This window comes from Sporosarcina sp. FSL K6-1540 (genome assembly GCF_038620285.1).
GTDB lineage: Bacteria > Bacillota > Bacilli > Bacillales_A > Planococcaceae > Sporosarcina > Sporosarcina psychrophila.
The window spans coordinates 3,070,583-3,096,139 of sequence record NZ_CP152018.1 but is presented as its reverse complement, the minus strand read 5'-3'; the positions used below and the strand labels follow the sequence as shown (position 1 = coordinate 3,096,139).

Below are 25,557 nucleotides of genomic sequence, written 5' to 3'. Positions count from 1 at the left end.
AATCTCGGACGGAACACAGATGTTTCTAAGCTATGGAAAACACCAACTGTCTAAGTGACTAGACAAGTTGACGCTTCTAGTTAGCAGTTTGCATTTATAACTGATAACGAGATAGTTTATTATAAAGAGTTGCTCTTGTAATGCCGAGACGTTTAGCCGCTTCCGACTTGTTCCCGCTTACTTCTCTTAATACTTTTCCAATGATATTCTTCTCTTCTTCCTCATGCACAAGTTGTCTTACTTCATTTCTTTCGCTTAACGACGAGGAAATAGTCATATATTCTTGTTTCTTTTCTATTCGAAAAAATTCGTTTGGCAAATCATTCATTTTAATATGGGATTCGCTTGTCAAAGCAAATAATCTTTCCAATACATTAATTAACTCGCGTACATTCCCTGGCCAATGATATCGAAAGAATAGTTGCATGACTTCCTTATCAATCGTTTTCCCCTCACTATCGTACATTTGACAAAGAGTGGGTAGCTGTGCGGAAATAATCAGTGGGATATCGCTTTTCCGCTCCCTAAGTGGAGGAATATTCAAGGGGATCACGTGAAGCCGATAATATAAATCTTCTCTAAACTCGCCTTCCCTCACCATTTTTTCAAGGTTTTTATTTGTAGCTGTAATAATCCGGAACTGGACCTGAATCGGTTCAGTTCCACCAATCCGTTCCACCTCTTTTTCCTGAATCACCCTAAGAATTTTCACCTGTGTCGCAAGGGGCATGTCACCAATTTCATCCAAGAAAATTGTCCCCATGTGAGCAAGCTCAAATTTTCCGGGTTTCCCTCCTTTTTTCGCACCTGTAAACGCACCTTCCATATAGCCAAATAGCTCTGATTCGATTAAGTTCTCGGGAATCGCCGCACAATTAACACTGATAAAACGTCCACTGCTCATCTTACCCGTATCATGTATCGCCCTTGCAAATTGCTCTTTTCCAACACCACTTTCCCCAGTGATCAAAACGGGAGCCTTAGACTGTGCTGCCTTTCTTGCAAGCTTCTTTGTATTAGATATCGCGGGACTCTCTCCGAGAATATCTTCAAAAGTGAACCGTTTCTGTGCAGCAACTTTGCCCACCTCAATCGACGTTTCACTCCCTTTTCGTTGCTCTAACAAATCTATTTGAGTGATAATTTGCTGGACTTCAGAAACGCCTTCATAAATAAGCATACCGACGGCCCCAACAATACGACCATTTTTCCAAATCGGCATTCGGTGAACAACCATTTTTTGCCCCTGCAGCCAATGGATTTGATTACGCTCAGGGATACCCGTTCTAAGGACAATTGGTATCCTTGTATTCTCAATAACATTTTCTACTGGAAGGCCAATAGCCTCCTCCTTAGTCACGCCAACATAGCGGCTATAGTTTTCATTGAATAATTGAATCACACCAGCTTCATCTACAATCGTCAATCCTTCATAAGCCGTATCAAAACATAGTGTATACCACTCGATTGTCTCCTTTGATTTTTCAAGTCGTTGAAAAAGGGCTTGATTAATCTTCAGCAGTTCTAGTTGTGTGATTACTCCTTGGAGCATGCCTGTCTTCTCACATACGACATAGGTTGGACATCCATCCAATTGCTTCACTGGGAAATCTTCATTCACCGATTGGAAGACTGCACTAATAATAGAGTTAATCGGTTCATTCCAACCTATCCCACTCTTAATAGTAGCAAGACAATCCCCTATTGTGACGACTCCGATTAGTCGTTCATGATCCACAACTGGCAGTTCCGAACAATGTCCTTCGGAGAGCAAACGTAATGTTTCTCCGATTTCAAGGTCCTTTGTCAACACTTGCGGATATTCGCTCATCCATTCTTTAACCCTATAATAATCTTCTTTTACCATTTCTCATCATCCACCTTTTGATAATGTGAAAAGGCGATGATCCATTCTCCAGCAGGCCTTACCTCCATGCCTTAAAGAACGAATCATCGCCGCTATTCAGTATTACTGCTCTTTTGTTAATACGGTCTTCGCTATTGACTCGTCCAATGCTTCAAATTCATCATAAGAAATAGTAACGTATAATTCACTTCTCGTTTGCATATCAGAAAGTGCTTGTTCTTGTGAGCCCTCATTGATGATTTTCTCAAAAACACGTTCATAGGCTTTGGCAGCAACTCTTAATGATGTGACTGGGTAAATTACCATTTGGAAACCCATTTCAGCAAATTCATCGGCGCTATAATAGGGTGTTTTTCCAAACTCAGTCATGTTGGCAAGCAAAGGAACCGAAATCTCTTTGGCAAACAGTCTGAATTCCTCTTCTGATTGAAGAGCTTCCGGGAAAATAGCATCCGCACCCGCTTCCACATATGCCTTCGCTCTATCAATCGCTTGCTCTAAACCTTCCACTGCGCGCGCATCTGTTCTCGCAACAATAAGAAGTGTCGGTGCAACCTGTTTCAATACTACTATTTTCTGCACCATTTCTTCAGTAGAAACCAAGTTCTTGCCATTCAAATGGCCACATTTCTTAGGTAACTGTTGGTCCTCTAATTGTACTGCTGCAACATTAGCTTCTACCATTTCACGGGCTGTCCTTGCTACATTCAATACACCACCAAAACCTGTATCGATATCAACAAGCAGCGGTAAATCGGTAGCACGCACTATATCCCTTGCTCGCTCCGCAACTTCAGTTGACGTCACAATCCCTAAGTCTGGTAAACCACGACTAGCCGTATAGGCGGCCCCCGATAAATAGAGTGCAGAAAATCCGGCATCTCGTGCAATAAGCCCTGCCATCGCATCATGCGCACCAGGGATTTGAACGATTCCTGATGCATGCATGATTGAATGGAATTTCTTAGCTAATGTCTCTTGTGATGATTGTTGATCAACAATCCATGCCATTGTCATTTCCCTCCTCTCTTAAAGCAAAAATAAGTCGACAAATTCTTTGACGTTCATCTGTTCTAACTTACTTTGGCTAACACACGCCACTTCTATTTCTGTTCGCTTCTTTTCAGGGTAATGAGTCATCAATGTAGCCGAAAATTTCTCGCGTATTTGAGGAATAGCTTCCTCTCTTCTAAAGCGATGACCAAGCGGATACTCACTTACAACTTTCTCTGTTGTGGAACCGTCTTTAAATGTAACTTGAACAGCATTGGCGATCGAGCGCTTGCTCGGATCGAGATAATCTTTACTATACTGCTCGTCCTCTACGACAATCATTTTATTTCTTAATTGATCGATTCGTGAGTCATTTGCCACGTCATCTTCATAATGATCTGCAACAACATCGCCATATAGTAAACCAAGTGCCGTAATGTATTGGATGCAATGGTCGCGGTCAGCGGGGTTGTTAAGCGGACCTACTTTATCGATAATCCGAATAGCAGATTCATGTGTCGTGATTGTAATTTTTTCAATATCATCAAGTCGCTCCTTTATCTCCTGATGCAGGATAATGGCACATTCCGCCGCTGTTTGCGCATGGAACTCGGCTGGATACGATACTTTAAACAGTATATTCTCCATCACATAAGAATCTAAAGGACGTGCCAGTGTTAATTCCTTTTGATTGTATAAAACATCTTGGAATCCCCACTCCGGAGCGGATAGCGCTGTCGGGTAACCCATTTCGCCTGTCATTGCCATCATCGCCAGTCGTACACCCCTACTCGTTGCATCTCCTGCTGCCCACGATTTTCGTGAACCGGTATTAGGTGCATGACGATACGTTCTAAGGCTTGCGCCATCAATCCAGGCATTTGTCAACGCATTATTTATTTCTGTACGTCCCCCGCCAAGCATTTTGGTGACGACCGCAGTTGTAGCAATTTTGACGAAATGAACATGGTCAAGTCCAACACGGTTCAAACTATTATCTAATGCCAGTACGCCTTGGATTTCATGTGCTTTAATCATCATTTCCAATACATCACGTACAACAAGTGGTTTTTTTCCTTCCGAGAGACGTAAACGGCTTAGATAATCCGCTGTAGCTAAAATGCCACCTAAATTATCGGACGGATGACCCCACTCAGCAGCTAACCATGTGTCATTATAATCGAGCCATCGTATCATGCAGCCAATATTAAATGCGCCTTGGACCGGGTCCAGTACATACGATGTACCAGGTACACGACTGCCATTTGGAACAATAGTACCCGGTACTACAGGTCCTAGTAATTTCGTACACTCCGGATAGCTTAATGCCAATATTCCACACCCGATTGTATCTATTAACACATTATGTGCTGTCTTATATGCTTCCTCGCTTGTAATTTCTTTATTTAAAACATAGTCCGTAATTTCCTCTATCAGTGTGTCCATTGTCATTTGTTCTTTCAATTTCAACATCTAACTCTTCCTTTCCGCTTTCAATTTGTTTAGAATAGTACTAAGTGATGCCTAGTGTATCGCTGTTGTGGTGAACGGCCAGTTACAACTCCCCAGTTGAATGATTGCTGTGTCGTTCGCCTATATAATGAACCCTTGGACGGTATAAACGATTATTTTCATGTTGTTCAATAACATGCGCACACAATCCTACTGTTCTCGAACCAAAAAAGATTGGTGTGTATAATGGGATTGGAATGCCCAGCATCCAATATACCGGTGCCGCGTAATAATCTAGATTTGGATAAAGTCCTTTCTCTCTCTCCATTATGGTTTCTCCCGCCTCACACATTCGGTAAAGGAGATCGTCACCCTTTAGCGCACATAACTCCTTTAAAGCATCCTTCATTACCAAGGCCCTTGGATCCATCTTTTTCATATAGACTCGATGACCAAACCCCATAATTTTCTCTTTATCACGTAAACGCTTTTCTAATAACAATTCAAATGCGTCAACAGAACCAGCCTCTAAAAGCATATTCATGACTGCTTCATTCGCTCCTCCATGTAAATAGCCCTTTAAAGAAGCAACCGCTCCAGTCAATGCACCATATAAATCCGAAAACGTCGAGGCAATTACCCTTGCGGTGAAGGTGGAATTTGGCATTTCGTGCTCGCTATAAAGTAGTAGCGACTGGTCAAAAATAGATTCTTCCAACTCTGTCGGTTTCCTCCCCGTAATCATATAAAGGAAATTAGCACTGTATGACAATTCTTTCAACGGGTGAATTTGTTCCTCTTCCTGTAAAATGTGAAAGCTGTTCGCAATTATTTCTGGAATTTTGCCAAGTAACTCGTAAGCTCTTTTTTTATTGATAGCTAGAGTGTGCTGATCAATTTCCTTATCATAGCCCGCTAAAGCAGATATCCCAGTTCGCAATGCGTCCATTGGATGTGTCTCTTTAGGCAATGCTTGCAAAATCTTTGTGACACCTTCTGGCACACCATGCTCTTTTTTCAATTTATCTGCCACATCTGCTTTTTCAGTATCAGACGGCAAGGTATTTTCCATTAGCAAGTGGACAATATCAAGATACCCTTTTGTTTTTGAAAGCTCGATTAAATCGTATCCTTTGATAATAATCTGACCCAATTCCGTATCGAGCAGCGAAATGGATGTTTCAGTGGCGATCACGCCTTCAAGTCCTGGTAAAAATGTAAGTGTATTCGTCAAACTATTTTCCCCCAATCTGAATGGTTATGACTCTGAGATTTGTAAACGCTTTCACTTCACCAAAAATTATCCTATTTGTATCTGTTCGCAGCGCTTCCCCTTATTTCTGACCATAAAAAAAACAACTTCATAAGAGAAGTTGTTAAAGAGCGCTAGAATCCCAACTAAAAGAAAGCTGCCTGTTAAAAATAGGCATAGCTCATCCGCGCGTCCTTAACACCCCCTATCCTCGTAGGTCAACATGTGTTATAAAAAGAGGCAGGTCTCCTGGCTAATGATCATTGCTATTCGTACCTTCCCACTTTTTTATAAAAAGCAGTGGTTTAAACGAAATCGCTCCCATTTACAGTTGCGGGACAGCGTCGGATTCTCACCGAACTTCCCTTTTAAGCAGACCAATACGTCAGTATTAATCCGCACCTATTTTTACACATATTCAATTATCGAAATATCCCCTTGACTATAACACAAACTTTTAAATATTCCAATTCTTTATTCATATCTAATTTCTATTGTTTCAGAGAGGCATTAAGTATACCGACTTCAAGAATGCGTAAACAATAATTGGATACTCTTTTCATTTTTCATCACTTATCATTACTATTACATAAATAGGAAACGTATATTCAATCCCCATTTACATACTATATATGTTGAATTAAAGAATCCCATTGAATCTTCCGTGGCGCTCAATAAGGAGAGCGTTTTAATTCGGAGGCCACTGAAAAAGTACGATTTCCTTCAATCCGGTTGATTTCCGTTCCGAGCGGACGCTTTCCGCGGGCACGGCTTCAGCCAATCGAACAGCAAAGGGTTCGATTGGCCGTATTTCTGCGTTCTTGGCAGAAATTAAGGCATTCTTGCCCCGTGCTCCCAACGCTAACGCTTTTGCTCGCAAAAGCCGTTCTGCGTAACGGCACTTCCTGCGGGGTCTTCAGCTCGCGCTGTTCCCGCTGGAGTCGCCGCTCTTCACTACAATCAACTAGTTCTTACTATAAAAAAGAACTTTTTCAGTTTTCTCTTAATTCGGGGTGTGGATTGTAGAGCGCTTGGCGCTTTGGCGACCCCTTTGCCGCGCGTGCACTAGGGTGTTCATTATCGAGAGAAATGTAATTTCGAGATGTATATGCTGAGATTATAAGGTGATTACTAGTTGATACTACTTATATTCAAGAAAGACGTGCTCCAACTTGCAAATTGCATCACAGATAATGAAAAGCTCTTTCTCACATAGACCATCTAGCGAAGGCGCGTCTTCGTGGTAGTCGAAGCGGTATTAGTGGGAATCCTAAACCATTCCAAGTACTAATGCTTTTTCAGTGACCTCCCAAAAGCCCTTGTAAAGCGCATACGCCATATTCATTTGTTCAACATATAGAATTAATTAACTGAACCTATATATCTCCTAAATCGACAATTTCCCCTGTCACCGCATCAACACATTCCGCCGCATCCAACAAGCCGCAAAGAATATACTTACCTGCGAACTCGTCATATACATAAGTCGGATCAAGCGTAATATATGGTATCATTTTCTCAAATGCTTCTTCAGGTGTTACGACCGCGTTTGCGGCAGGGAGAAAGGCTTCAAAAATCTCAAACATCGAGCCGTTATCAAGATAATTTAGCACCTTCATCGTTTCCGGATTCATGAAAACAACTACTTTTCGATTAAAAATCATTGGGTTTTCTTCATTTATTTCACAATGCGCTTCGATAAAGTTCTCTTGACAACGAAGTTGGGACAGCTTCCACTTCCCTGATTCATCAGGATATTCAGCCCGTAGGACATCCCGAACAACTTTTTTACTACGTTCAATTTGATCAGCCGACAACGTCAGTTTTTTACCTGCGTCGACGTTACCGAATGCTTCTTCTACGTTTGCTTCGGAAACAATTGTGATTTCTTCACGATCAATATTTTGTTCTAACGGTTTATTCCATTCGATTACTTCATCAATTTTAACTTCTGAACGCTCATGTTCCATAAATGGGATGATTCGGGCCCCGTCAACCGTTACGTACACTTCTTCCATTGCATAGACGGGAACAAAACGTTTTTCAGTTTCAGATGGAAACTTTATAAGTTGAAGCTGTTTTTTGACGATTGGTTCAATTTCTTCAAGTGTTAACGTGAATTTTGACTGCTCAACGAGATTTTGCGAAGGCATCGTTCCGTACGAATGATAAGAAGTCAGCTTGCCAACATCATCAAATTCAACTTCAATTATACAGCTCGGAGAAAAATAGATACCATCGATGTCTGATGTAAATTGAAACCCATTTGCATTCGCTTGCGTTAGTTTGAAATCCTGTTCGTACACCAATCCAGTTTCCTTTTCAAGCCATGCAGCGACTTCAGCAGCGGCTTTACCCGGAAAGTGCGTTTTTGTAGAAAATGATTCACCTTGTACGAATGACACATTACTAAAGTGTTGCTTTTGAATTGCATATTCAACAATCGCTGTTCCCTCGGGATTATAACCTTCTTCGATTGGCTCGTTTAACTCTTTAGGAAACCACTCCATAGTAAACGTATAGTAAGCATCCCCCATAGTATCTCGTACTTTATAAATCGTATGTCTTGCCATTCGGTAAGCATCCAAACCAAACTTTTCTTGCGCTTCATCGACAATCTTTTGTAGTCTCTTGTCCATGTTCCCACCCTTTTCCTATGTATTATTGAAATAAAGAACTTCATTCGTGTTGTTCAACATAAATGGTCAAAAATAAAAGCTGATTGCGCATGGCAGTCAGCTCTGTAGTTTATTCGAAAAATACTTTATCAAGATTATATTTCGCACGTTGTGTATTAATGATATACGTTTCATAAATTTCGCGTTCCATCGGGTCTTCGACAACGATAATCGCAATTTCATGCACTTCGTTACGATGATTTTTGATTGGAGAGACCGTGTCTTCAAAATGCTTCTTAACACGTTGGCGCAGTTTACGTGCTTTCCCAGCAAACAGCAATTCATCTTTGTTGTTATAAAACAAAATGATGCCGCCTTTATCACGTGGAATTTCATGTAAATCAATAAATCCATAAATTGGTTTTATCGGGGCAACATCGGCACCCATTTCTTGTTTACGTTGTACAATTGTTACATCCGGATTTGGTATAGTAATTGTGATCAATTAAACGTCACGTCCTCTTCTGTTATGAACTTAAATTCTAACATAAAACAGCCCAAAAAGCGAAGAATGGTGTCATTCAAATCAATTCAAAACAACTATATTTCCCTTACTAATTGCTCTGATTGTTCATTTTCTTTAAAATCGGACAACATTTCGGAAATAACAGGAAGATACTAGTCACACTACACTATTGATTCGTAGTAGTGACAGGCATTTTTATAGAACCTTATCATGCAGCATTGTTGACTTTTGATTCATAATCGTGTAAATTATTCAATAATACATACGAGCATTGAAGAGAAAAGTAAAGTGATGAATTCCGTCCTTTTCAATCGGTTAACGATTGATTTGAGCGGGATTTTTTTGTTTCTCACTTTCATAAACTATAGGAATGAGGAGTGGATTTGTAATGACAACAGGTTTATTAGTTTTTCAATCCGATTTCGGCAAAAGTGATGGTGCAGTGAGTGCGATGCATGGCGTAGCAAACTCCGTTCAACGCGGAATCCCAATTTTTGAAATCACACATCAAATTCCTCAATACAATATTTGGGAAGCTTCCTATCGGTTATTACAGTCGATTGGTTATTGGCCAAGTGAAACGGTCTTCGTATCAATTGTCGATCCAGGAGTTGGATCGAACCGTCGTGCGATTGTTGCGAAGACTGCGGATAATCACTATATTATTACGCCGGATAACGGGACATTAACGCATGTGTTGCAATTCATCAAAATAACGGAGATCCGGGAAATCGATGAATCAAAAAACCGGCTTCCAAATTCAGGTGAATCGCATACCTTCCACGGACGCGATATATTTGCTTACACGGGTGCGCGGCTTGCTGCTGGAATTATACAATTTGAAGAAATTGGTGCATCAGTTAATCCATCAACTATTATTGCACTACCATTGAAATTGTCCACCATTGTAGATGAAACAATTACAGGAATAGTAGATATTATCGACCGTCCCTTCGGCAATCTCTGGACCAATATAAGCCGAGAACAATTCAAGGAAATCGTAGAACAGTATGGCGATTCAATAGAAGTTTCTATAACGACAGATGGCCGTACAATCTACAACAACATCATGACGTTCGGCCGATCGTTTGCAGACTTGCATATTGGTGAGCCACTCGTTTATGTGAACTCCCTCGACAATATCGGCATTGCTATCAATCAAGGATCTTTTGCAGATGCCTATCGTATTGGTACCGGAACAAACTGGGAAATTATTATTCGTAAGGCCCCAAGAATTGTGTATGAATAACAGCAGAAATTCAAACAAAAAGAGCTAACTCGGAATTTTTCATTTCCTTGTTAGCTCTTTCCATTATAATAATCGTTTGTCTATTTCTTCATCATTGAATTTAAAACCAAGTAGTGTATTCATTTTCACTTTTGCTTTATTTTTTATATCTTCATCAATATAAGAAATCACTTTAAATACGGCTGCGGCTATGACCCCGGCATCATCCACCAGTCCGACTACTGGTATGAAATCTGGAATGAGATCGATCGGGAAAATCAGATAGCTGAGTGCACCGACAATAATCATCTTTGTCGATTTGGGAACCTCAGGACTTTTTGCAACGTAGAAAAGAAGCAAGCTATAATAGACTGTTGTCTTCCCCGCCAGTTTCCCGTATTTCATCATTTTTCCCCAAAACTTTTCGTCTGAATAATGGTTTTCTGTTTCCGGCATACTGGACTCCGGATCAAAGTTCTTCAATTTATTTTCGTACTCTTTTTGTTTTTTCATCATATTGAAACCTCCTCAATCGCTGCTCATTACATTAATTCTACACGGAACGACCCTATGTGTCATTCTATAGCTCCAGGATCCCACCCGTAGTTTCTATATAAGTTGGATATATGAATAAACAGCGAAGGCGACTTTCAAGGGACCTTCTATCGCCACAGCGGATTCAATAAACTTCATTATTTCAATATATGTATGGTACAACTTCCGAATTAAAAAAGGCTTTGTTTTATTCTTACAAGCCATTATTTCGACTTTCCTAACTCAATTGAACATATGATGTACTACTCTATTGAGAAGGGAAGGACGTATCCAGTGGATTTACCAGTATCAATTGCAACAAAAAGACTGCCCCACGCCTCAAAGGATGTTAAAGTATATTACCCTGTTGTTACCCAATTACCAAATCCCAATGCGCAAAGTACTATTAACCATGCCATCATAACCACTCTGAACAAAATACTAGTCGAACAAAGTTTTTACGAGAAAGACCTCGTGGAATTACTTGCCAACTTCGAGTTAAAGAACAATCAACGCGGTATCCTTAGTTTGAATCTCATCGTCTATTCGTTTACAGGCGGTGCACACGGGATGACTATCGTTAAATCACTGACCTTTGATACAAAAACCGGTAAACAATACGAGTTGAAGGATTTATTCAAAAAGGGTAGCAACTACGAGAAAAAACTGTCGGATATCATAAATCAGCGGATCAAAGACTGGAATATTGAGTTGCTTGAACCATTCAAAGGAATCCGTAGTGACCAGGATTTCTATATCGCTGACACTTCTCTCGTTATTTATTTCCAGCTTTATGAAATCACGCCATACTATTGGGGCTTCCCCTACTTCCCGATTCCAATTCTAGATCTAGCCGATATAATAAAACCCGATGGTCCACTTGACCGGATGATGGCATTCACTTAATAAAGTTAATCTTCAATCAGAGGGGGGGTTCTTCCCCCCACTGATTGTTAGTTTAACCATTCGGGCTTTTACGGGCAGTTGATCCCCCACTTATTCTTCTTGTGTCCTTGAATACTTGAAGTGGGGGTCTTACTGCCCGTTAATGCGGGATAAATCCATAAGAAAACCAAAAATAAAGCCAATTGCCGAAACTTTGATTCTGTTTCGGCAATTGGTTTTATTTCTTATTTATTTCTCTTAACCCGGTACCACCCAAAAATCGCAATCAATCCAGCTATAAAAACAACTCCACCACCAATTAAGACGGTTGATTTCCCATTATCAACAGATTTCACATCTTGTGTTGGAACTTGGCCTTGGCCTAAAATAGCAATATCTTCAGCAGCATTTCCAAGCTCTGTCGTTGGATCGCAAATTATACTCGTAAGCGATTCATCCCCGTACATATCAGATAGCCTAGCATATACCAAATATTCTTCGCCAACGACAAATGCTATGCCGCAATCTCCATCACTACTCCCTGTCGCAATAGCAACTTCCGTTTCATTAATTCCCTTCCATGTTTCTTTCACATTAAATAGGACCGTTTTCCCACGCCTGCCTAACAGCCCGTTATTGTCCTTTATTCCGATAACTTCTCCGCTGAAGACTGCTTGCGAACGTGAATATCCTTTATCTACTGAAGGCTTCATTACACATGAGCAAGCAGCCACAGGTACAGGTTTCAAAAAAAGTGTAAGTAGTAGGACTAAACATAGTAACGGAAACAAACCAAATTTCTTTTTCATAAAAACCCTCCTCGTATTCTTATTAGTCCGTTTTGCTGGTGGCAAAGTTACAACTTATCTAATCAGGTCAAAAACCAACCCCAATACATTCCACCCCCGATACCCCTCTCATATATTAGCTATAGAGTTTTACTTTTTAATCAAATCAAATAGAAAATCATTTTTTGTTCCCCTTCATTAACCGAGAAATAAGTATTTACTCATTGTTCTCGGATGAATAAACTCTAGAACTAATGATATATATGATTATTATTACTATTTATAGCAACTACAAAATATTTCCCCGGAAATAAAGTTCTTCATCAAACCATTCAGCCAAAATCACTAAATACATAAAAACATTTACTTTAAAATAAAGTTAATCTTCAATCAGAGGGGGGGCTCTTCATCCCCCACTGATTGTTAGTATAACCATTCGGGCTTTTACGGGCAGTTGAACCCCCACTTATTCTTCTCGTGTCCTTAAATACTTGAAGTGGGGGTCTTACTGCCCGTTAATGCGGGATAAAATCAGAACACAAGAATCTTTATTATCAATAATGTCGCATTTACATTACCGTATAATCAATTTAAGTATGCATATGCGTTGAGTAACCCAAGTTATCCAATAATGACTAATTAATTTTATGATTAAACCACAGATGCTTTTAAATCGCTTTGGTTCGACCGACTACTGCACCGTTATAGGGAATTCTTATTGCGTAGGGTAGTCGACCTCCGTCGCTCCTAAAAGTGACAGTTACACTAAGCTCTAAACCATTTGGGAAGGAGTGAATAACCACTTTCCTCTCCATAAAGGAGCAATTTTGTCTGCCCCTTCTTTATAGCATTTCCTTTTCTGATGTAAGCCAGTTACACTTTCTATATAGCGTCACACTGTTACTAAAGCGGTGGAGCGGACGGAAGTTTCCAAATCATTTCCAGCTACAATTAACCCGTGGTAAAGGTGTTGCTATTATTTCGGCCAAAAAGAGCCGGAAATGTACAAGTCTACTGTAGACTCTCGTTCCTTATGTAAGAATATGGTTAATCAACAAAATTGATAGATTTGAGTAATATAAAGCATTTCCGAAAGGATGAAGAAGAATGAAGCGTACACTTGTAATGAGTGATATTCATGGCGAATTAGAAATGTTTGAACGTTTATTATCCGATGTGGAGTACGATTCTAATCACGATCAACTCATTCTGTTAGGTGATTATGTAGACCGTGGGCCAAACTCGAGAAAGGTACTTGATAAGGTTATCGAGCTGAAATCAGAAGGAGCCCTTGTCCTAAAAGGAAATCATGAAGACTTGATGATCAAAGCCTTGACGACAAACGAGGAACGAGCTTGGAAACATTGGATCAATCGATGTGGCGGTAGCAAAACCTTAGAAAGTTACGGTCTCAACGAAAGTGAGTTTATGATGCAAGATGCAGAGGTATTTGTTAAACCTGTATTGAATTCCAAAATATTGGACAAACACCTTGAATTCATTCAAAATCTGGATCACATTATCGAACGTGACGATTATGTTTTCGTCCATGCAGGCGTTCACCCTACACAACCAATTGCTGAAACAGATCCCTATATATTGATGTGGATCCGCGAAGAGTTCCACACAGGTTATGATGGAGACAGGACAGTCGTCTTCGGTCATACGCCAACTAAAATTTTTCATGAGGATGCGGAAAATCATACTATTTACTTCGGAGATAACCGGATTATTGGTATCGATGGTGGAGCTGTCTACGGCGGGCAATTAAATTGCTTAGAATTACCGAAACGAAAAGTTCATTACGTTAAATGATATACTGTTTACAAATACATACTAAGGAGATCCTCCATGACAATCAAAAAGTATGAAGAACTAGTCTCAAATCGAATTTTCATAGGTGGCGTAGATGCAATTGATGATCTTCTTGCGAATGAAAAAATTGATATTATCTTTGATTTACGTGCAGAAGTAAAAGTTCCACTTTCAAATAATAAAAGTGTACATCAGCCTATTGTTGACGATACCCAGCAACAAGACGCGTCCATTCAAGCTGCTGTAAAAGAAATAACCGATGCATATAAGGCTGGGAAAAATGTGTATTTTCACTGTAATACTGGTCGGGGTAGAGCAGGAACCATTGCCACTGCTACATTATTGGAATTGGGACTAGCGGATTCCGTGGATGAAGCCGAACAGAAAGCGAAAGAAATCAAACCGGCTATTAATATTAAGCCCCAATTTAAAGATGCACTCAAAAGAATTTACGAGAAGTAATTAGATGATAAAAATCACAAAAAATGCCTGACCCTAAAATATGATAGGGCAGGCATTTTTGTGTTATTTTAATTCACTTCTTCTGCTGATTCCTTCTTTTGGATGAAGGCATAATTGATTTTTCCTTCTCAGCTTTCTTCTTCACTGCACGTTCGATCCTCTCAAAACTTCTTATGTCGGCCGGTCTGACCGTAATTGGTTCTTTCTTCAACAATTTGCCCATTCCGATTACAAGTAAAAGGAGAAGAACCGTGAAAGGCAATGCAGCAATAAGTGAAGCAGATTGCAATGCATCCAACCCGCCGGCATATAACAGCACTGCCGCTATCGCTGACATTAGGATTCCCCAAACCATTTTCACAATCAAGGGTGGCATCAAACTCCCCTTCGTTGTCATACTCGCCAGGATGTACGTTGCCGAATCCGCAGATGTCACCAAGAATGTAAAAATCAATAAGATTGCCAAAGCGGACATGAGTCCAGTGAATGGCATGTGTCTAAACGTCTCGAAAATTGCAGAAGTGACATCAGCGTTAACAGCTTCCGCTATCTTTGTACCGTTGTTCAAATCACTATAAAGTGCTGTCCCGCCCAATGTTGCAATCCACATGCATGCAAACACCGGCGGAATGACCATTACCCCGATGATGAATTCTCGAATCGTTCTACCTTTGGATACACGTTCAACGAACGCCCCAACAAAAGGCGACCATGCGATTGTCCACGCCCAATAGAATATCGTCCAATCCCTGACCCATGTCCCACCTTGATAAGGCTGTAAACGCAAACTGTATTGAATGAAATTCGTTATGTAATCACCGATTGCCAGTGTAAAGGTTTCAAGGATGAATACCTTTGGACCCACGATGAAAAAGAACACAAGCATCGCTATTGCCATTCCTAAGTTAAAGTTCCCTAAATAACGGATTCCTTTATTCAACCCTGAAGCTGCCGACAGCATGTAGCAAATAAAAACGATAATTATAATAATTAACTGTATGCTGAATGTACTTTTAATGTTAAATACAGATTCCAGACCACCAGCCATCTGCAAAATACCGAGCCCAAGCGAAGTGGCAATCCCCATGACTGTAGCAATGACTGCAAAAGAATCAATACCTATCTTCAACTTTTTATTCGATCCTAGCAACGGCTCCAAAGCTGTGGAAATGAGACCATCTTTTTTCTTTCGAAATTGTAAAAACCCGATAACCAAGCCAACAATACCGAAGATAGCCCATTGAGAAATACCCCAGTGGAAAAATGAGTAACCCATTGCAACCCGTGCCGCTTGTTCTGAATGCGGTTCTATGCCTCCAATCGGTGAAGCGAAATAGTGGCTCATCGGTTCCGCTACACCCCAAAAAACGAGCCCTACTCCGAAACCAGCCGAAAATAACATCCCAATCCATGTGAAAAACGGATAATCCGGCCGTTCTTCATCGCCGCCAATCCTGATTGCTCCATACTTACTGATCGCCAGACCAGCTAAAAATATCACTATGATGAAAACAACCAGCAAGTAGAACCAGCCAAAATTCACTGTTGTAAAGTCGTATAATTTATCTGCTACATTTCCAAACTTTTCCGGTAATACCGCCCCCGCAACTACAAGAAACAAGATAACTGTTGCTGAAATTGAGAATACCGGATTTCTCCAAAACTTCCTATCCAAAGAAAACCGACCCCTATTAAATTAGTTAATAACTATATACCCTAAACTACTTCCAATTAAATCGCAAATGAACACTTAAATTTTTTAAAAAGTAATAAGTGCCCTTCCCTTGTTTATCACGATTTGCAGCAAACAAAAAAACATGAATCCCTATGTTAAGGATTCATGTTTCTTTTTCCGATGGATAACCATATAAAGGATAAGGACAGCAAACGCAAGTGCACCCGACACCAAGTAAACGGATTCATATCCGAAATGGAGAGCAATTAGCCCAAGTACAAATGACCCTATCGCAAGGCCCGAATCAAAAAACGTGAAGAATGTAGCGGTCGCATATCCACTTCTCTCATGTTTTGTTGATTGTACTGCAAGTGTCTGGAAGCTCGGAACAAGTGCACCATAACCAAATCCAACAAATGCTCCCGCAATTAAAAAGGATATTGCAGAATCCATGTTTGCCAAAAGGACAAGACCGATGGCAAAAAATATAAACCCGGGTATTATTACATATTGGGGCCCCTTTTCATCGAAGAGCCTACCAGTAAACGGGCGAGTTAATAGCATAACTGCCGCAAACACGAGGAAGAAGGAACTCGCCAATGCTAGGAGTCCTTTTTCCTGTGCATAAATGGATAGGTACGATAAGACACTCGCATAAGACAATGCTATCAAACTTCCAAGGAATGCCACTGGCACTGCCCGTTTTTCAAACAGGTCGCCAAATGACAATTTGCTTTTCACATCATTTTTCACTGGAATAACGCCGGCTGGTGCAGATAGAGATGTTAACACGCCGACAATCATTAATATACTCAGCACGACAAACAATACATCGAATGAATAGGATTGAATGACAGCCAGCGCAATTAATGGACCGAGAACAACAGCTAAATTTGTCGACATCGAAAAATAGCCCAGGCCTGCTCCTCTTCGCGTGATCGGCACAATATCTGCCGCAATTGAAAGTGTCGCCGTCGTAATAATACTAAACCAGATCCCCTGTACAAAACGCAACACTAAAAGTCCCGCAAACGGTTGGATAAAATAATAAAGGACTGTACATATCAAATAGAGGGCAAGACCAATCCATAACATTTTTCGTTTTCCTGCAATATCTAAAATTTTCCCTGTAAACGGTCTGACAACAATTGCGGAAAGTAAAAATACTGTCATCAGTAATCCCGCCTCTTCATCTGTTCGGTTCAACACCCCGATTGCATAAAGCGGTAGAGTAGTTACAAGGCCATAAAATACGATAAATACAGATATATTAGTAAAAAACAAACTGACGAATGGTTTTGTCCAAATAGGTTCTTTTTTTTCCAAATTACTCACTTCTTTCATTGTCGAGCTTTTTCAATAATCCTCTTAGTATTACCTGTTCTTCATTTGACAAACCTTTTAAAAATTCATTTTCAAAATGAATAATCGAGGCCTCAATCATAGGAAACTTGGCTACTGCTTCTTCCGAAAGGCGGACTACCTTTTCCCTACGATCCTTCCCTACGTATGTCTTCAGCCATCCTAATTCCTCCAATCGACTCACAGTTCGTGTTATCGTTGGAGCTTCCACATTCAAATACTTCCATATATTTGTTAATATCATTTCCTCATGTTGATGAACACAGTAAAGCACTGTCCATTGTGATGCGAACAGATCATATTCTTTAAGCACTAGATTTAATTCTTTACTTAATAATCGTGTCTTTTGAAATACTTCATGGAATAATGGATTCATATCTTCAACTCCTTTATTTACTTAGGTAACTATTATATTATACTTCGGAATTCGAAACTTGTAAAGAAACAGAACTCAATAAAACAGGCAATCCCTCCTATGGGGATTGCCTGTTTTATCACATTGAGATGTTTCGTGGACCTTTCCATTTCATAGAGACAAATATTGTAATTACAAGAACGATTAGTCCCAAAATAAATGGATACAAAATATGCACGTCAAACAGAAGCCCAGCAAGAAGTGGTCCAAGGACGTTTCCAATGCTCATATATGCATTGTTCATTCCCATCGCAAATCCTTGCTCATTCCCCGCCAACTTAGATATGAGTGTCGTCAGTACAGGCCTCAGTATAGAAGTCGAGAGGAAAATAATCATTGTAACACCGAAAAACATAATATAACTCGGCACAAAGATGGACAGCAAAAATCCAAGTGCCGCAAGAGCAAGGAAAATGTTCAACACGACTGCTTCACCAAATTTGCGAACAATCCAATCAACAGCAAATAGTTGAATGATTACACTGATGATACCTGTTGAAGTTACTAATACAGCAATATCTTTCGGAGTGGCTCCGAACACATTATCTACAAAAAGGCCGAGAACTGATTCATATGCCATTAACCCAAAGCTCATGACAAGCGTGATAACTAAAGGGATAAAGTACGGTTTGTTAAATGACTGTGCAATTTCTTTTACCATTGGCTCAGGTTTTTCATTAGGCACTTCGATTTTCGTATCCATGCTTTCTTCCAACATGAATGCTGAAAAAGCAACGGCTGCGAGTCCTACTATCGCAGATATAAGCAGTGGCATTTTCAAACCAAAATCAGCTAAAAATCCTCCGATTCCAGGACCAATAACAATCCCAAGTGACATCGAAGCAGAAATGAAACTGTTACCTTTGGCACGCTGATCCATTGTTGTGATATCTGCCACGTAAGCAAAAATCGCTGGGATTAATAACGCTGCTCCAACGCCGCCAATAACACGGGATAGATATAACACACCTATCGAATCTGAAAAGTAAAAAACGAACATGGACAGGGCCAAACCGCTAAGTCCTGAAATAATCATTATTCTACGTCCATAGCGATCCGTCCATTTCCCTGCAATTGGTGACATTACAAGCTGTGCTCCCGCAAATATGGCAATCATCAAGCCCGCTGCCGTTCCACCTTGGCCAATTGACAAAAGATAGGCCGGTAATATAGGTATTATAATTCCGAAACTTCCTACTGCAATAAACATATTAATCATTAATATTAGCATTTTCTTTCTTTGGTCTTTGGACAATTTTTACAACCTACTTTCAAATTTAAGCCGACTCCATATTATAATATGGATTGAATGTAAAAGCCAACTCAAAAAACTATTTATTTTCACCATACAATTATTCAAATAGCTGAGCATTTAAGTCCAAACCATAACAATGAACAAGTATTGAATGCAATTGCCCTCTATGATGGTATAGGTGGGCTGTTGTTTCTACTAGCCACTCATACCAGGAGTAGGTCACCCCCCAATATGAAGTTATTTCCATGTGCAACTCTTCTTCATTAAACTCCATAAATCTCTCTTGTAAAAAAGTATAATTACTCAATAATGCCTCTTTAATTTCCTCTTTTGAAATCAATGAAACTGTTGAATAAAATGTAGCCATTTCTTCTTGGTTTGCACCATCAGCAATATAAAAATCCGCTCTACATATTGTGGCAATATGCTCTAATAACTCACCAACGGAATGTTTTGCAGCTGTTGGTCTTTGTTGTAAGTCATGCTCTTCTAAGCAATCTACTAGTTCAACAAGGGAATCAATCGCAACCCTTATTTGATGCAACGCATATCTACAATAATTGTTCATTTTGTCCCCTTAATCCGCAGTTTCTGCTGTTAATTTTTGATCGCGCGGTAGCGCCAACCCTACAAGTCCAATAATAGGGAGGAATGAAACAATGATCATCGTAGGATGAATACCAATACTATCCATCATTATTCCGATGATAACCGAACCAATTGCTCCCATACCAAATGCCAGTCCAACAGTCAGCCCTGCCATCGTTCCAATTTTGCTTGGTACTAGCTCTTGTGCATAAACAACTGTCACCGAAAAGCTTAGCATAATGAAAAAACCAATTAACATCAGTAACACTGCCACAGCCCATAATGGAACATATGGAAGTATTAAGCATAACGGTATCGGCACTGCGAGCGAAAGTACAATGACATTTTTTCTTCCAAGCTTGTCTGCCATCGGTCCGCCAAAAAATGTGCCGACTGCCCCAAGTGCCAAAAACAGGAATATATAGAGTAATCCTTCTTTATCTGATACCTCATATTTATCCATCAAATGAAATATGAAAAAGCTTGTAATATTCGTAACGTAAAATGAACGGGCGAAGATGATGACAAGAAGTAAACCAAGTGCTATCCCTATTTTCTTTTTCGTTAAGTTACCAATCGATGAGAGAAGGACTTTCTTACGATTGTTTAACTTCTCCTGTTCCAACTGCTTTTTATACCAGGCAGATATTTTCATCAATATAAAAATACCAAGTGCTGCAACAAGCAAAAATAACGCTGCCGATTTTTGACCATACGGAACTAATATGAACGCACCAATTAACGGTGCAAGTGCCTGTCCCGAGTTTCCCCCCACTTGGTAGATGGATTGGGAAAGTCCACGCTTCGATCCTGCAGCCATAAAAGAGACTCGTGATCCTTCAGGGTGAAAAACGGCGGAACCAAATCCAAGTAACATGACGGAAACGATTAATAACCAGTAAGTTGGAGCAAAAGCGAGCCCTCCTATTCCAATAAGCGAAAACATCATTCCGAATGGAAGCGCATAAGGTTTTGGCTTCCGGTCACTTATATACCCGATGACCGGTTGTAAGACTGATGCCACCATATTCAAAGCAAAAAAAATGAATCCAAGTTGGGTAAAGCTAAACCCCCTCTCTTTTACAAGAACAGGAAACATTGCTGGAATCACAGCTTGAAGCGTATCGTTTAACAAATGGCAAGCACCAATTGCAAACATTATTGGATAAACAGGATTTCCTAATGCAGATGATTCTTTTACTGTGGTCATTTGATTCTCACACTCTTTCCCTGACAGTAGTAACTTAATAGACCAAGTATATCGCATTTTCCGAACACTTGAATGTTTAATATAGCGAAAACAATGTTTTTATCTACTCATGTCGATATACTTATTAAGTAGCTATTTAGTATGGATAGAAAGAGGCGATCTTTTTGAATATACACGACGCGATTAAGACACGGAGAACTATTCCGCTAGTCAGTGATCAAGCTGTACCAGCAAATCTTATTGAACAAATTATTGAGGCGGGAACTTATGCGCCGAATCATCATAAAACCGAACCTTGGCGTTTCTATGTACTTCAAGGCGATGGCAGAATGAAATTAGGTAAAGTGCTTCGTGAGATAACGATTTCTCAACAGGAAGATCCTCTTTCGGAAAGTAGTATCGTAAAAATTGAACGAAGTGAACGGAATCCGCTGCGTGCACCTGTCATCATCGCGGTCGGAGTGGAGCCAAGTGAAAAAGAAAATGTTATTTTGAAAGAAGAGTATGCCACTGTCAGTACCAGTGTCCAAAATATGCTATTAACCGCACATGCACTCGGTCTTGGTGCAATCTGGCGAACAGGTGCAATTTGTTACCATCCAAAAGTAAGTGATTTTTTCGGACTATCTACTAAAGGTGAGATTGTTGCATTTATCTACCTAGGATATCCTGAAATTGAACCGAAACCGTTTAAAAGGACCGATTTTAAAGAGTTCACAACTTGGATTAATTAACTAAAACACGCTCATCAAATTTACTTTGATGAGCGTGTTTTAGTTAATATAATTTTTATACTTGATATACTTAGTATACCTGCATATAATAAAGTTATCGAAAGAAGAGGTGATACTTATGAAGGTTTGTCCTTATTTGGAATCGTGCTTTGAAATATTAGGCAGGCGTTGGAATGGTCTCATCGTCCATTACTTATCGAATTGCCCAAACTTTACGGCACACTTTTCTGATATGAAACGTGATTTGAATGATATTACCCCACGGTCCTTATCATTAAAGCTAACTGAACTCGCCAATTATGGCTTGGTTGTGAAAGTAGTAACAGAAGGCACCCCCGTCACCATTTCATATCATCTGTCAGACAAAGGACAGCAGTTAGCAATTGCCCTCCAACCTGTTCATAAGTGGGCACAAGATAATATCGATTTGGAACAGACAATTACAAAATAAAGAAATGAGGAATTAGGATGAAAAACAATATGATATGCGATTTAGAAACTGGCGTATGCGGACCTGGTGGAGAAACAGAAATGCAATTTATCGATCTCTCCACGCCTAAAAAGAAGGTCGACTTATATTATGTAACGGATCCAATTTGCTCCCACTGTTGGGCACTGGAACCCGTTCTCCGAAAATTCGAGGCGCAATATGGCCAATACGTCAACACGCATACATTGATGGGTGGATTATTGGAAAACTGGAACGGCTTTGCGGACACCGCAAATGGCATCAATGGTCCTGCCGATGTCGCTGAGCATTGGAGAGAAGTCGGTGAGCATTCTCGTATGCCGATTGACGGGACTCTTTGGCATGATAATCCGATCGAATCTTCCTTCATTCCTTCTCGTGTATTTAAAGTGATTCATAAGCAAAGTCCCGAAATCGCCAATATATTTTTACGCCGCGCACGCGAAGCCCTCTTCGCTTTCAATCAAAACATTGCGCAAGATGACATATTAATCGATCTTGTCAATAAAGTTGGCCTTAGTGGAGTAGAAATCGTCAAACAATCGAAACTGCCGGAAGCTGAAACTTCATTGCAAGAAGACTTTCAACTCGTTCGTCAACTAGGCGTCCGTGGATTCCCAACTATCGTCATGTTGAATGAAGAGAAAAAAGGCGTCAAGATTGTCGGTGCACGAGCACTTGAACAATACACGGAGGCACTTCAACAAATGCTGCCCGGGGAGATTTTGCAACCAAAACAACAATCAAGTTTGCAGTCACTTATCCAACAAGAAAAACTGTTATTCTCACGTGAAATCGAAGAATTTTATGCAATTAAAGAACAAGATGTTGAAGCATTCGTAAGTGATCAATTGGTCAATACCGATTATAAAACGAAGGAAGTTCTTGGCGAAAAATATATTTCGATTATCGGTTAATGTATACGATGGCAAGCTAGACATATCCTGTCCGGCATGCCATCGTTTTTCATTACACGTAATTCAATGATTCTAATAACCCAGACTACTGTAGAATAGAATTTATCATACAGATATAAGGAGGATTATGATATGAACATATTAATCGTCGGAGCAGGAGCGATTGGCGGATATTTTGGAGGTAGGCTCTTGGAAAAAGGAGAGAACGTTACTTTCCTTGTACGAGCAAAGCGCAAAGAAATGCTTGAAAAATCTGGCTTGAAAATTGAAAGTGTCAACGGGGATGCTAAGCTCGCCCCGCGAATGATTACATCAAAGGATATTGGGGATAAATTCGATTTGATCCTCATTTCTACAAAGTCCTATCACCTTACCCAAGCAATCAATGATATACGTCCATTTGTAAAAGAGGACACGATTATTCTCCCCCTCTTGAATGGCGTCGGGCATCTCGAACAACTAATCAAAGCTTTCGGAGAAGATGCCGTCATCGGTGGTCTTTGCTTCATCGAAACGACACTTGACGAACATGGAACCATATTACAAAAAAGTCCGATCCATCAGCTTATTTACGGCGAAAGATCTGGGGAGATCACACCTCGTATGGAAAAACTGAAAGCTGCTTTTGAAGGGGCCAACGCTTCATGTGTGCTAAGTGAGCAAATCAATCAGGAAATGTGGCATAAATATTTGTTCATCACTGCACTATCCGGTATTACATCACTGATGGAGTCACCAATAGGACCAATTATGGAGTTGGAAACCGGGCGTAATACTGTTGCTTCACTGTTGGAAGAACTCGGCGCAATTATGAAGAAAATCAATGCACCAATACATGATACTATCACGCAAGAACTGTATACCAAAATTAGTGATATGCCATACCTTATGAAATCCTCGATGCAGCGAGATATAGAAAAATCCCTTCCGCTAGAATCCGATCATCTGCATGGTTTATTATTGCAACACGCGAATACACATGACGTCCCAACCCCGATACTGGAAACGATTTATACGAAGTTAAAGATTTACGAAAAAGAAAAATGACAGAAACAAGACCGGGTGGATGGACACCCGGTCTTGTTTTGTATGTCCTCTTTCGATATTCAACTCTAAACTGTGGTCAAATCATTCACATACATATCGATTATTTCTGGATTGCTTTGAAAAACATATCCGCCGGACTTATTTTCCACCGACAATTTGGCAACACTTTAATATACACATACAAGGGCGGAAGGGATTGAATACTTTCATGTTTGCTTTGAATGGAGATACTTTACTTTATTATTTTCCTCTCCTATTAGTTTTAGTTACGTTTGAATTGTCGCTATCAGTTTATAAATCCAGTGATTCACAATGGACTACCAAGCTCGCGGCCGGAAATTTCTTTGTTAATCTTCTATGGATTGCTCTCCTTTTATCTATTGTATTTAATCCTAATTTGTTCACTCCTGAATTTGTACCGTATATGGTGGAAATCTACGACAGTACTGCCGAGAAAATCACTTTAATAATAAACTTAAGTAAGACTGCCATCGTATTAGCGGTCATTGTGACAAATTCAATTGATGTTCACAATGCGTTCAATAATATCGGAGTTAAAGAAGAAACGTAACAGAAGTATATTAATAAAAAGTGATACGGAGTTTGAAATGGATTCTTATTACAACACGTGCTTAAGATTGAAACCCCAGTCCTACTACTGAGAACAATTTACACAAAACCGAAGACTTTCTAAAGGAATGCTGACAGAAACAAGACCGAGTGAAATGTACACTTGGTCTTGTTTCTGTCTTCTTTTTAATTACAATGAAGAATACGTATTTTCATTGCCCTATTCTATGCATTTGCGGATTTTAATACAATCAGACTTGTTGTAATACCAACCATAATCACTGTCGTAAACGACAAGACTAGATGAACAGAAGGTATTAATAAGCTTCCCATTGTGACAATCAATATATCAATGCAAAAGATCATAACACCTGGATTAATGGACAGTTTCCTTGCAATCATTTGTGCTAGTAAATCGGTTCCCCCAATACTAATATCAAGGCGAAGCATGATACCCACCCCAACACCGATAAATATCCCTCCACATATTGCACTTATTAGAGGACTAGTTACCAATTCCCTTCCGATCATATTCAATGGATATAATAAATCCATGATTAGGGATGAAAGCAACATGCCATGGATTCCGTTGTAAAAAAAAGAACGGTAATACTTCCAAGCAAGCATAAAGATTGGGATGCTTACGATAAGAAATGTAAGCCCCACTTTGACACCCATCGCATAATGGATAATTAGACTGATACCAATCGCACCACCATCCAACAACCCAAATGGAACAAGAAATAAATTTACACCGATCGCGACTAATAAACTTCCGATAAATAGCGTTAGCGCCTTTTGTAAAATGTACACAGGACCCCACCTATTTCAAATACTTTATAGATGTATATGCCTGTCTCAAGCATTTCTTCACTCAGTTACGACAATTCGTTAT

At 39.9% G+C, this 25,557-nt stretch carries 24 protein-coding genes and 1 riboswitch; of the genes, 9 read left to right on the top strand and 15 right to left on the bottom strand.

Annotation, left to right across the window (positions count from 1 at the left end; translation table 11 throughout):
* Positions 1–94: 94 nt before the first annotated feature.
* The 6 genes from MKY15_RS14675 to MKY15_RS14650 form a co-directional block, all read right to left on the bottom strand.
* A complete protein-coding gene (locus tag MKY15_RS14675) occupies positions 95–1,867 on the bottom strand; it encodes a sigma 54-interacting transcriptional regulator (protein WP_342537867.1) in 1,773 nt (590 codons plus the stop codon).
* Positions 1,868–1,969: 102 nt separating this feature from the next.
* A complete protein-coding gene (gene prpB / locus MKY15_RS14670) occupies positions 1,970–2,878 on the bottom strand; it encodes a methylisocitrate lyase (protein WP_067207398.1) in 909 nt (302 codons plus the stop codon).
* Between the two features lie 18 nt (positions 2,879–2,896).
* The gene (locus MKY15_RS14665) at positions 2,897–4,333 is read right to left on the bottom strand and encodes a bifunctional 2-methylcitrate dehydratase/aconitate hydratase (protein WP_342537866.1); all 1,437 of its coding nucleotides are present in this window, start codon (positions 4,331–4,333) and stop codon (positions 2,897–2,899) included.
* 82 nt (positions 4,334–4,415) lie between these two features.
* Entirely contained in the window at positions 4,416–5,546 is a 1,131-nt protein-coding gene (mmgD, locus tag MKY15_RS14660) for a citrate synthase (RefSeq protein ID WP_338652989.1), read from the bottom strand.
* Positions 5,547–5,785: 239 nt separating this feature from the next.
* A riboswitch (cobalamin riboswitch) is annotated at positions 5,786–5,985 on the bottom strand.
* Between the two features lie 955 nt (positions 5,986–6,940).
* A complete protein-coding gene (locus tag MKY15_RS14655) occupies positions 6,941–8,203 on the bottom strand; it encodes a hypothetical protein (RefSeq protein WP_340741782.1) in 1,263 nt (420 codons plus the stop codon).
* Between the two features lie 109 nt (positions 8,204–8,312).
* Positions 8,313–8,687 (bottom strand): nucleotide excision repair endonuclease, encoded by a 375-nt coding sequence (locus MKY15_RS14650; protein ID WP_067207386.1) that lies wholly within the window; start codon positions 8,685–8,687, stop codon positions 8,313–8,315.
* 409 nt (positions 8,688–9,096) lie between these two features.
* Between MKY15_RS14650 and MKY15_RS14645 the strand changes: the two genes are divergently transcribed.
* The gene (locus MKY15_RS14645; protein WP_067207381.1) at positions 9,097–9,957 is read left to right on the top strand and encodes an S-adenosyl-l-methionine hydroxide adenosyltransferase family protein; all 861 of its coding nucleotides are present in this window, start codon (positions 9,097–9,099) and stop codon (positions 9,955–9,957) included.
* A 63-nt stretch (positions 9,958–10,020) separates the two neighbouring features.
* Here the strand turns inward: MKY15_RS14645 and MKY15_RS14640 are convergent, their stop codons facing one another.
* Positions 10,021–10,452, bottom strand: a complete 432-nt coding sequence (locus MKY15_RS14640; RefSeq protein ID WP_231885788.1) for a YkvA family protein — start codon at positions 10,450–10,452, stop codon at positions 10,021–10,023.
* A gap of 312 nt (positions 10,453–10,764) precedes the next feature.
* Here MKY15_RS14640 and MKY15_RS14635 point away from each other — a divergent pair, with 312 nt between their 5' ends.
* Positions 10,765–11,376 carry a DUF3298 and DUF4163 domain-containing protein gene (locus MKY15_RS14635; protein WP_067207378.1) on the top strand — a complete coding sequence of 204 codons (612 nt, stop codon included), beginning with the start codon at positions 10,765–10,767 and terminating at the stop codon, positions 11,374–11,376.
* Between the two features lie 224 nt (positions 11,377–11,600).
* On the opposite strand, the gene MKY15_RS14630 is transcribed toward MKY15_RS14635, so the two are convergent.
* Positions 11,601–12,164 (bottom strand): hypothetical protein, encoded by a 564-nt coding sequence (locus tag MKY15_RS14630; protein ID WP_067207375.1) that lies wholly within the window; start codon positions 12,162–12,164, stop codon positions 11,601–11,603.
* Between the two features lie 1,086 nt (positions 12,165–13,250).
* Here MKY15_RS14630 and MKY15_RS14625 point away from each other — a divergent pair.
* Together MKY15_RS14625 and MKY15_RS14620 are read left to right on the top strand one after the other, a co-directional pair.
* On the top strand, positions 13,251–13,958 hold the full coding sequence (locus MKY15_RS14625) for a metallophosphoesterase family protein (protein WP_067207372.1): 708 nt from the start codon (positions 13,251–13,253) through the stop codon (positions 13,956–13,958).
* Between the two features lie 36 nt (positions 13,959–13,994).
* Positions 13,995–14,420 (top strand): dual specificity protein phosphatase family protein, encoded by a 426-nt coding sequence (locus MKY15_RS14620; RefSeq protein ID WP_067207369.1) that lies wholly within the window; start codon positions 13,995–13,997, stop codon positions 14,418–14,420.
* 73 nt (positions 14,421–14,493) lie between these two features.
* On the opposite strand, the gene MKY15_RS14615 is transcribed toward MKY15_RS14620, so the two are convergent.
* From MKY15_RS14615 to MKY15_RS14590, 6 genes are all read right to left on the bottom strand, one after another.
* Positions 14,494–16,095 carry a BCCT family transporter gene (locus MKY15_RS14615; protein ID WP_342537864.1) on the bottom strand — a complete coding sequence of 534 codons (1,602 nt, stop codon included), beginning with the start codon at positions 16,093–16,095 and terminating at the stop codon, positions 14,494–14,496.
* 150 nt (positions 16,096–16,245) lie between these two features.
* Positions 16,246–17,430, bottom strand: coding sequence for an MFS transporter (locus MKY15_RS14610; RefSeq protein ID WP_335339521.1), 1,185 nt, complete (start codon positions 17,428–17,430; stop codon positions 16,246–16,248).
* Positions 17,423–17,833, bottom strand: a complete 411-nt coding sequence (locus MKY15_RS14605; RefSeq protein ID WP_067207359.1) for a MarR family transcriptional regulator — start codon at positions 17,831–17,833, stop codon at positions 17,423–17,425. Before MKY15_RS14605 ends, MKY15_RS14610 begins: the two co-directional genes overlap by 8 nt.
* 118 nt (positions 17,834–17,951) lie before the next feature.
* Positions 17,952–19,127: an MFS transporter gene (locus tag MKY15_RS14600; RefSeq protein WP_067207357.1), complete on the bottom strand. Its 1,176-nt coding sequence runs from the start codon at positions 19,125–19,127 to the stop codon at positions 17,952–17,954.
* Positions 19,128–19,224: 97 nt separating this feature from the next.
* Positions 19,225–19,695 carry a DinB family protein gene (locus tag MKY15_RS14595; RefSeq protein WP_342537863.1) on the bottom strand — a complete coding sequence of 157 codons (471 nt, stop codon included), beginning with the start codon at positions 19,693–19,695 and terminating at the stop codon, positions 19,225–19,227.
* Between the two features lie 9 nt (positions 19,696–19,704).
* Complete coding sequence (locus MKY15_RS14590; protein WP_067207351.1) at positions 19,705–20,925, bottom strand: MFS transporter; 1,221 nt, start codon at positions 20,923–20,925, stop codon at positions 19,705–19,707.
* A 164-nt stretch (positions 20,926–21,089) separates the two neighbouring features.
* Between MKY15_RS14590 and MKY15_RS14585 the strand changes: the two genes are divergently transcribed.
* The 5 genes from MKY15_RS14585 to MKY15_RS14565 all read left to right on the top strand — a co-directional run bounded on the left by MKY15_RS14585 (position 21,090) and on the right by MKY15_RS14565 (position 24,663).
* Complete coding sequence (locus MKY15_RS14585) at positions 21,090–21,659, top strand: nitroreductase (protein ID WP_067207350.1); 570 nt, start codon at positions 21,090–21,092, stop codon at positions 21,657–21,659.
* A gap of 118 nt (positions 21,660–21,777) precedes the next feature.
* Positions 21,778–22,110, top strand: coding sequence for a helix-turn-helix domain-containing protein (locus tag MKY15_RS14580; protein WP_342537862.1), 333 nt, complete (start codon positions 21,778–21,780; stop codon positions 22,108–22,110).
* A 17-nt stretch (positions 22,111–22,127) separates the two neighbouring features.
* Positions 22,128–23,045: a DsbA family protein gene (locus tag MKY15_RS14575; RefSeq protein ID WP_342537861.1), complete on the top strand. Its 918-nt coding sequence runs from the start codon at positions 22,128–22,130 to the stop codon at positions 23,043–23,045.
* 132 nt (positions 23,046–23,177) lie between these two features.
* Positions 23,178–24,092 carry a ketopantoate reductase family protein gene (locus MKY15_RS14570; protein WP_342537860.1) on the top strand — a complete coding sequence of 305 codons (915 nt, stop codon included), beginning with the start codon at positions 23,178–23,180 and terminating at the stop codon, positions 24,090–24,092.
* Between the two features lie 196 nt (positions 24,093–24,288).
* Positions 24,289–24,663, top strand: coding sequence for a hypothetical protein (locus MKY15_RS14565; RefSeq protein ID WP_067207337.1), 375 nt, complete (start codon positions 24,289–24,291; stop codon positions 24,661–24,663).
* A 224-nt stretch (positions 24,664–24,887) separates the two neighbouring features.
* On the opposite strand, the gene MKY15_RS14560 is transcribed toward MKY15_RS14565, so the two are convergent.
* Positions 24,888–25,475, bottom strand: a complete 588-nt coding sequence (locus tag MKY15_RS14560) for a YitT family protein (RefSeq protein ID WP_067207335.1) — start codon at positions 25,473–25,475, stop codon at positions 24,888–24,890.
* Between the last annotated feature and the right edge of the window lie 82 nt (positions 25,476–25,557).

What these genes read in the sequence shown, in the direction of transcription:
- MKY15_RS14675 (WP_342537867.1), bottom strand. Translation starts at nt 1,867, where the DNA reads ATGGTAAAAGAAGATTATTATAGGGTTAAAGAATGGATGAGCGAATAT.
- prpB (WP_067207398.1), bottom strand. Translation starts at nt 2,878, where the DNA reads ATGGCATGGATTGTTGATCAACAATCATCACAAGAGACATTAGCTAAG.
- MKY15_RS14665 (WP_342537866.1), bottom strand. Translation starts at nt 4,333, where the DNA reads ATGTTGAAATTGAAAGAACAAATGACAATGGACACACTGATAGAGGAA.
- MKY15_RS14655 (WP_340741782.1), bottom strand. Translation starts at nt 8,203, where the DNA reads ATGGACAAGAGACTACAAAAGATTGTCGATGAAGCGCAAGAAAAGTTT.
- MKY15_RS14645 (WP_067207381.1), top strand. Translation starts at nt 9,097, where the DNA reads ATGACAACAGGTTTATTAGTTTTTCAATCCGATTTCGGCAAAAGTGAT.
- MKY15_RS14640 (WP_231885788.1), bottom strand. Translation starts at nt 10,452, where the DNA reads ATGATGAAAAAACAAAAAGAGTACGAAAATAAATTGAAGAACTTTGAT.
- MKY15_RS14630 (WP_067207375.1), bottom strand. Translation starts at nt 12,164, where the DNA reads ATGAAAAAGAAATTTGGTTTGTTTCCGTTACTATGTTTAGTCCTACTA.
- MKY15_RS14625 (WP_067207372.1), top strand. Translation starts at nt 13,251, where the DNA reads ATGAAGCGTACACTTGTAATGAGTGATATTCATGGCGAATTAGAAATG.
- MKY15_RS14620 (WP_067207369.1), top strand. Translation starts at nt 13,995, where the DNA reads ATGACAATCAAAAAGTATGAAGAACTAGTCTCAAATCGAATTTTCATA.
- MKY15_RS14605 (WP_067207359.1), bottom strand. Translation starts at nt 17,833, where the DNA reads ATGAATCCATTATTCCATGAAGTATTTCAAAAGACACGATTATTAAGT.
- MKY15_RS14595 (WP_342537863.1), bottom strand. Translation starts at nt 19,695, where the DNA reads ATGAACAATTATTGTAGATATGCGTTGCATCAAATAAGGGTTGCGATT.
- MKY15_RS14590 (WP_067207351.1), bottom strand. Translation starts at nt 20,925, where the DNA reads ATGACCACAGTAAAAGAATCATCTGCATTAGGAAATCCTGTTTATCCA.
- MKY15_RS14580 (WP_342537862.1), top strand. Translation starts at nt 21,778, where the DNA reads ATGAAGGTTTGTCCTTATTTGGAATCGTGCTTTGAAATATTAGGCAGG.
- MKY15_RS14575 (WP_342537861.1), top strand. Translation starts at nt 22,128, where the DNA reads ATGAAAAACAATATGATATGCGATTTAGAAACTGGCGTATGCGGACCT.
- MKY15_RS14570 (WP_342537860.1), top strand. Translation starts at nt 23,178, where the DNA reads ATGAACATATTAATCGTCGGAGCAGGAGCGATTGGCGGATATTTTGGA.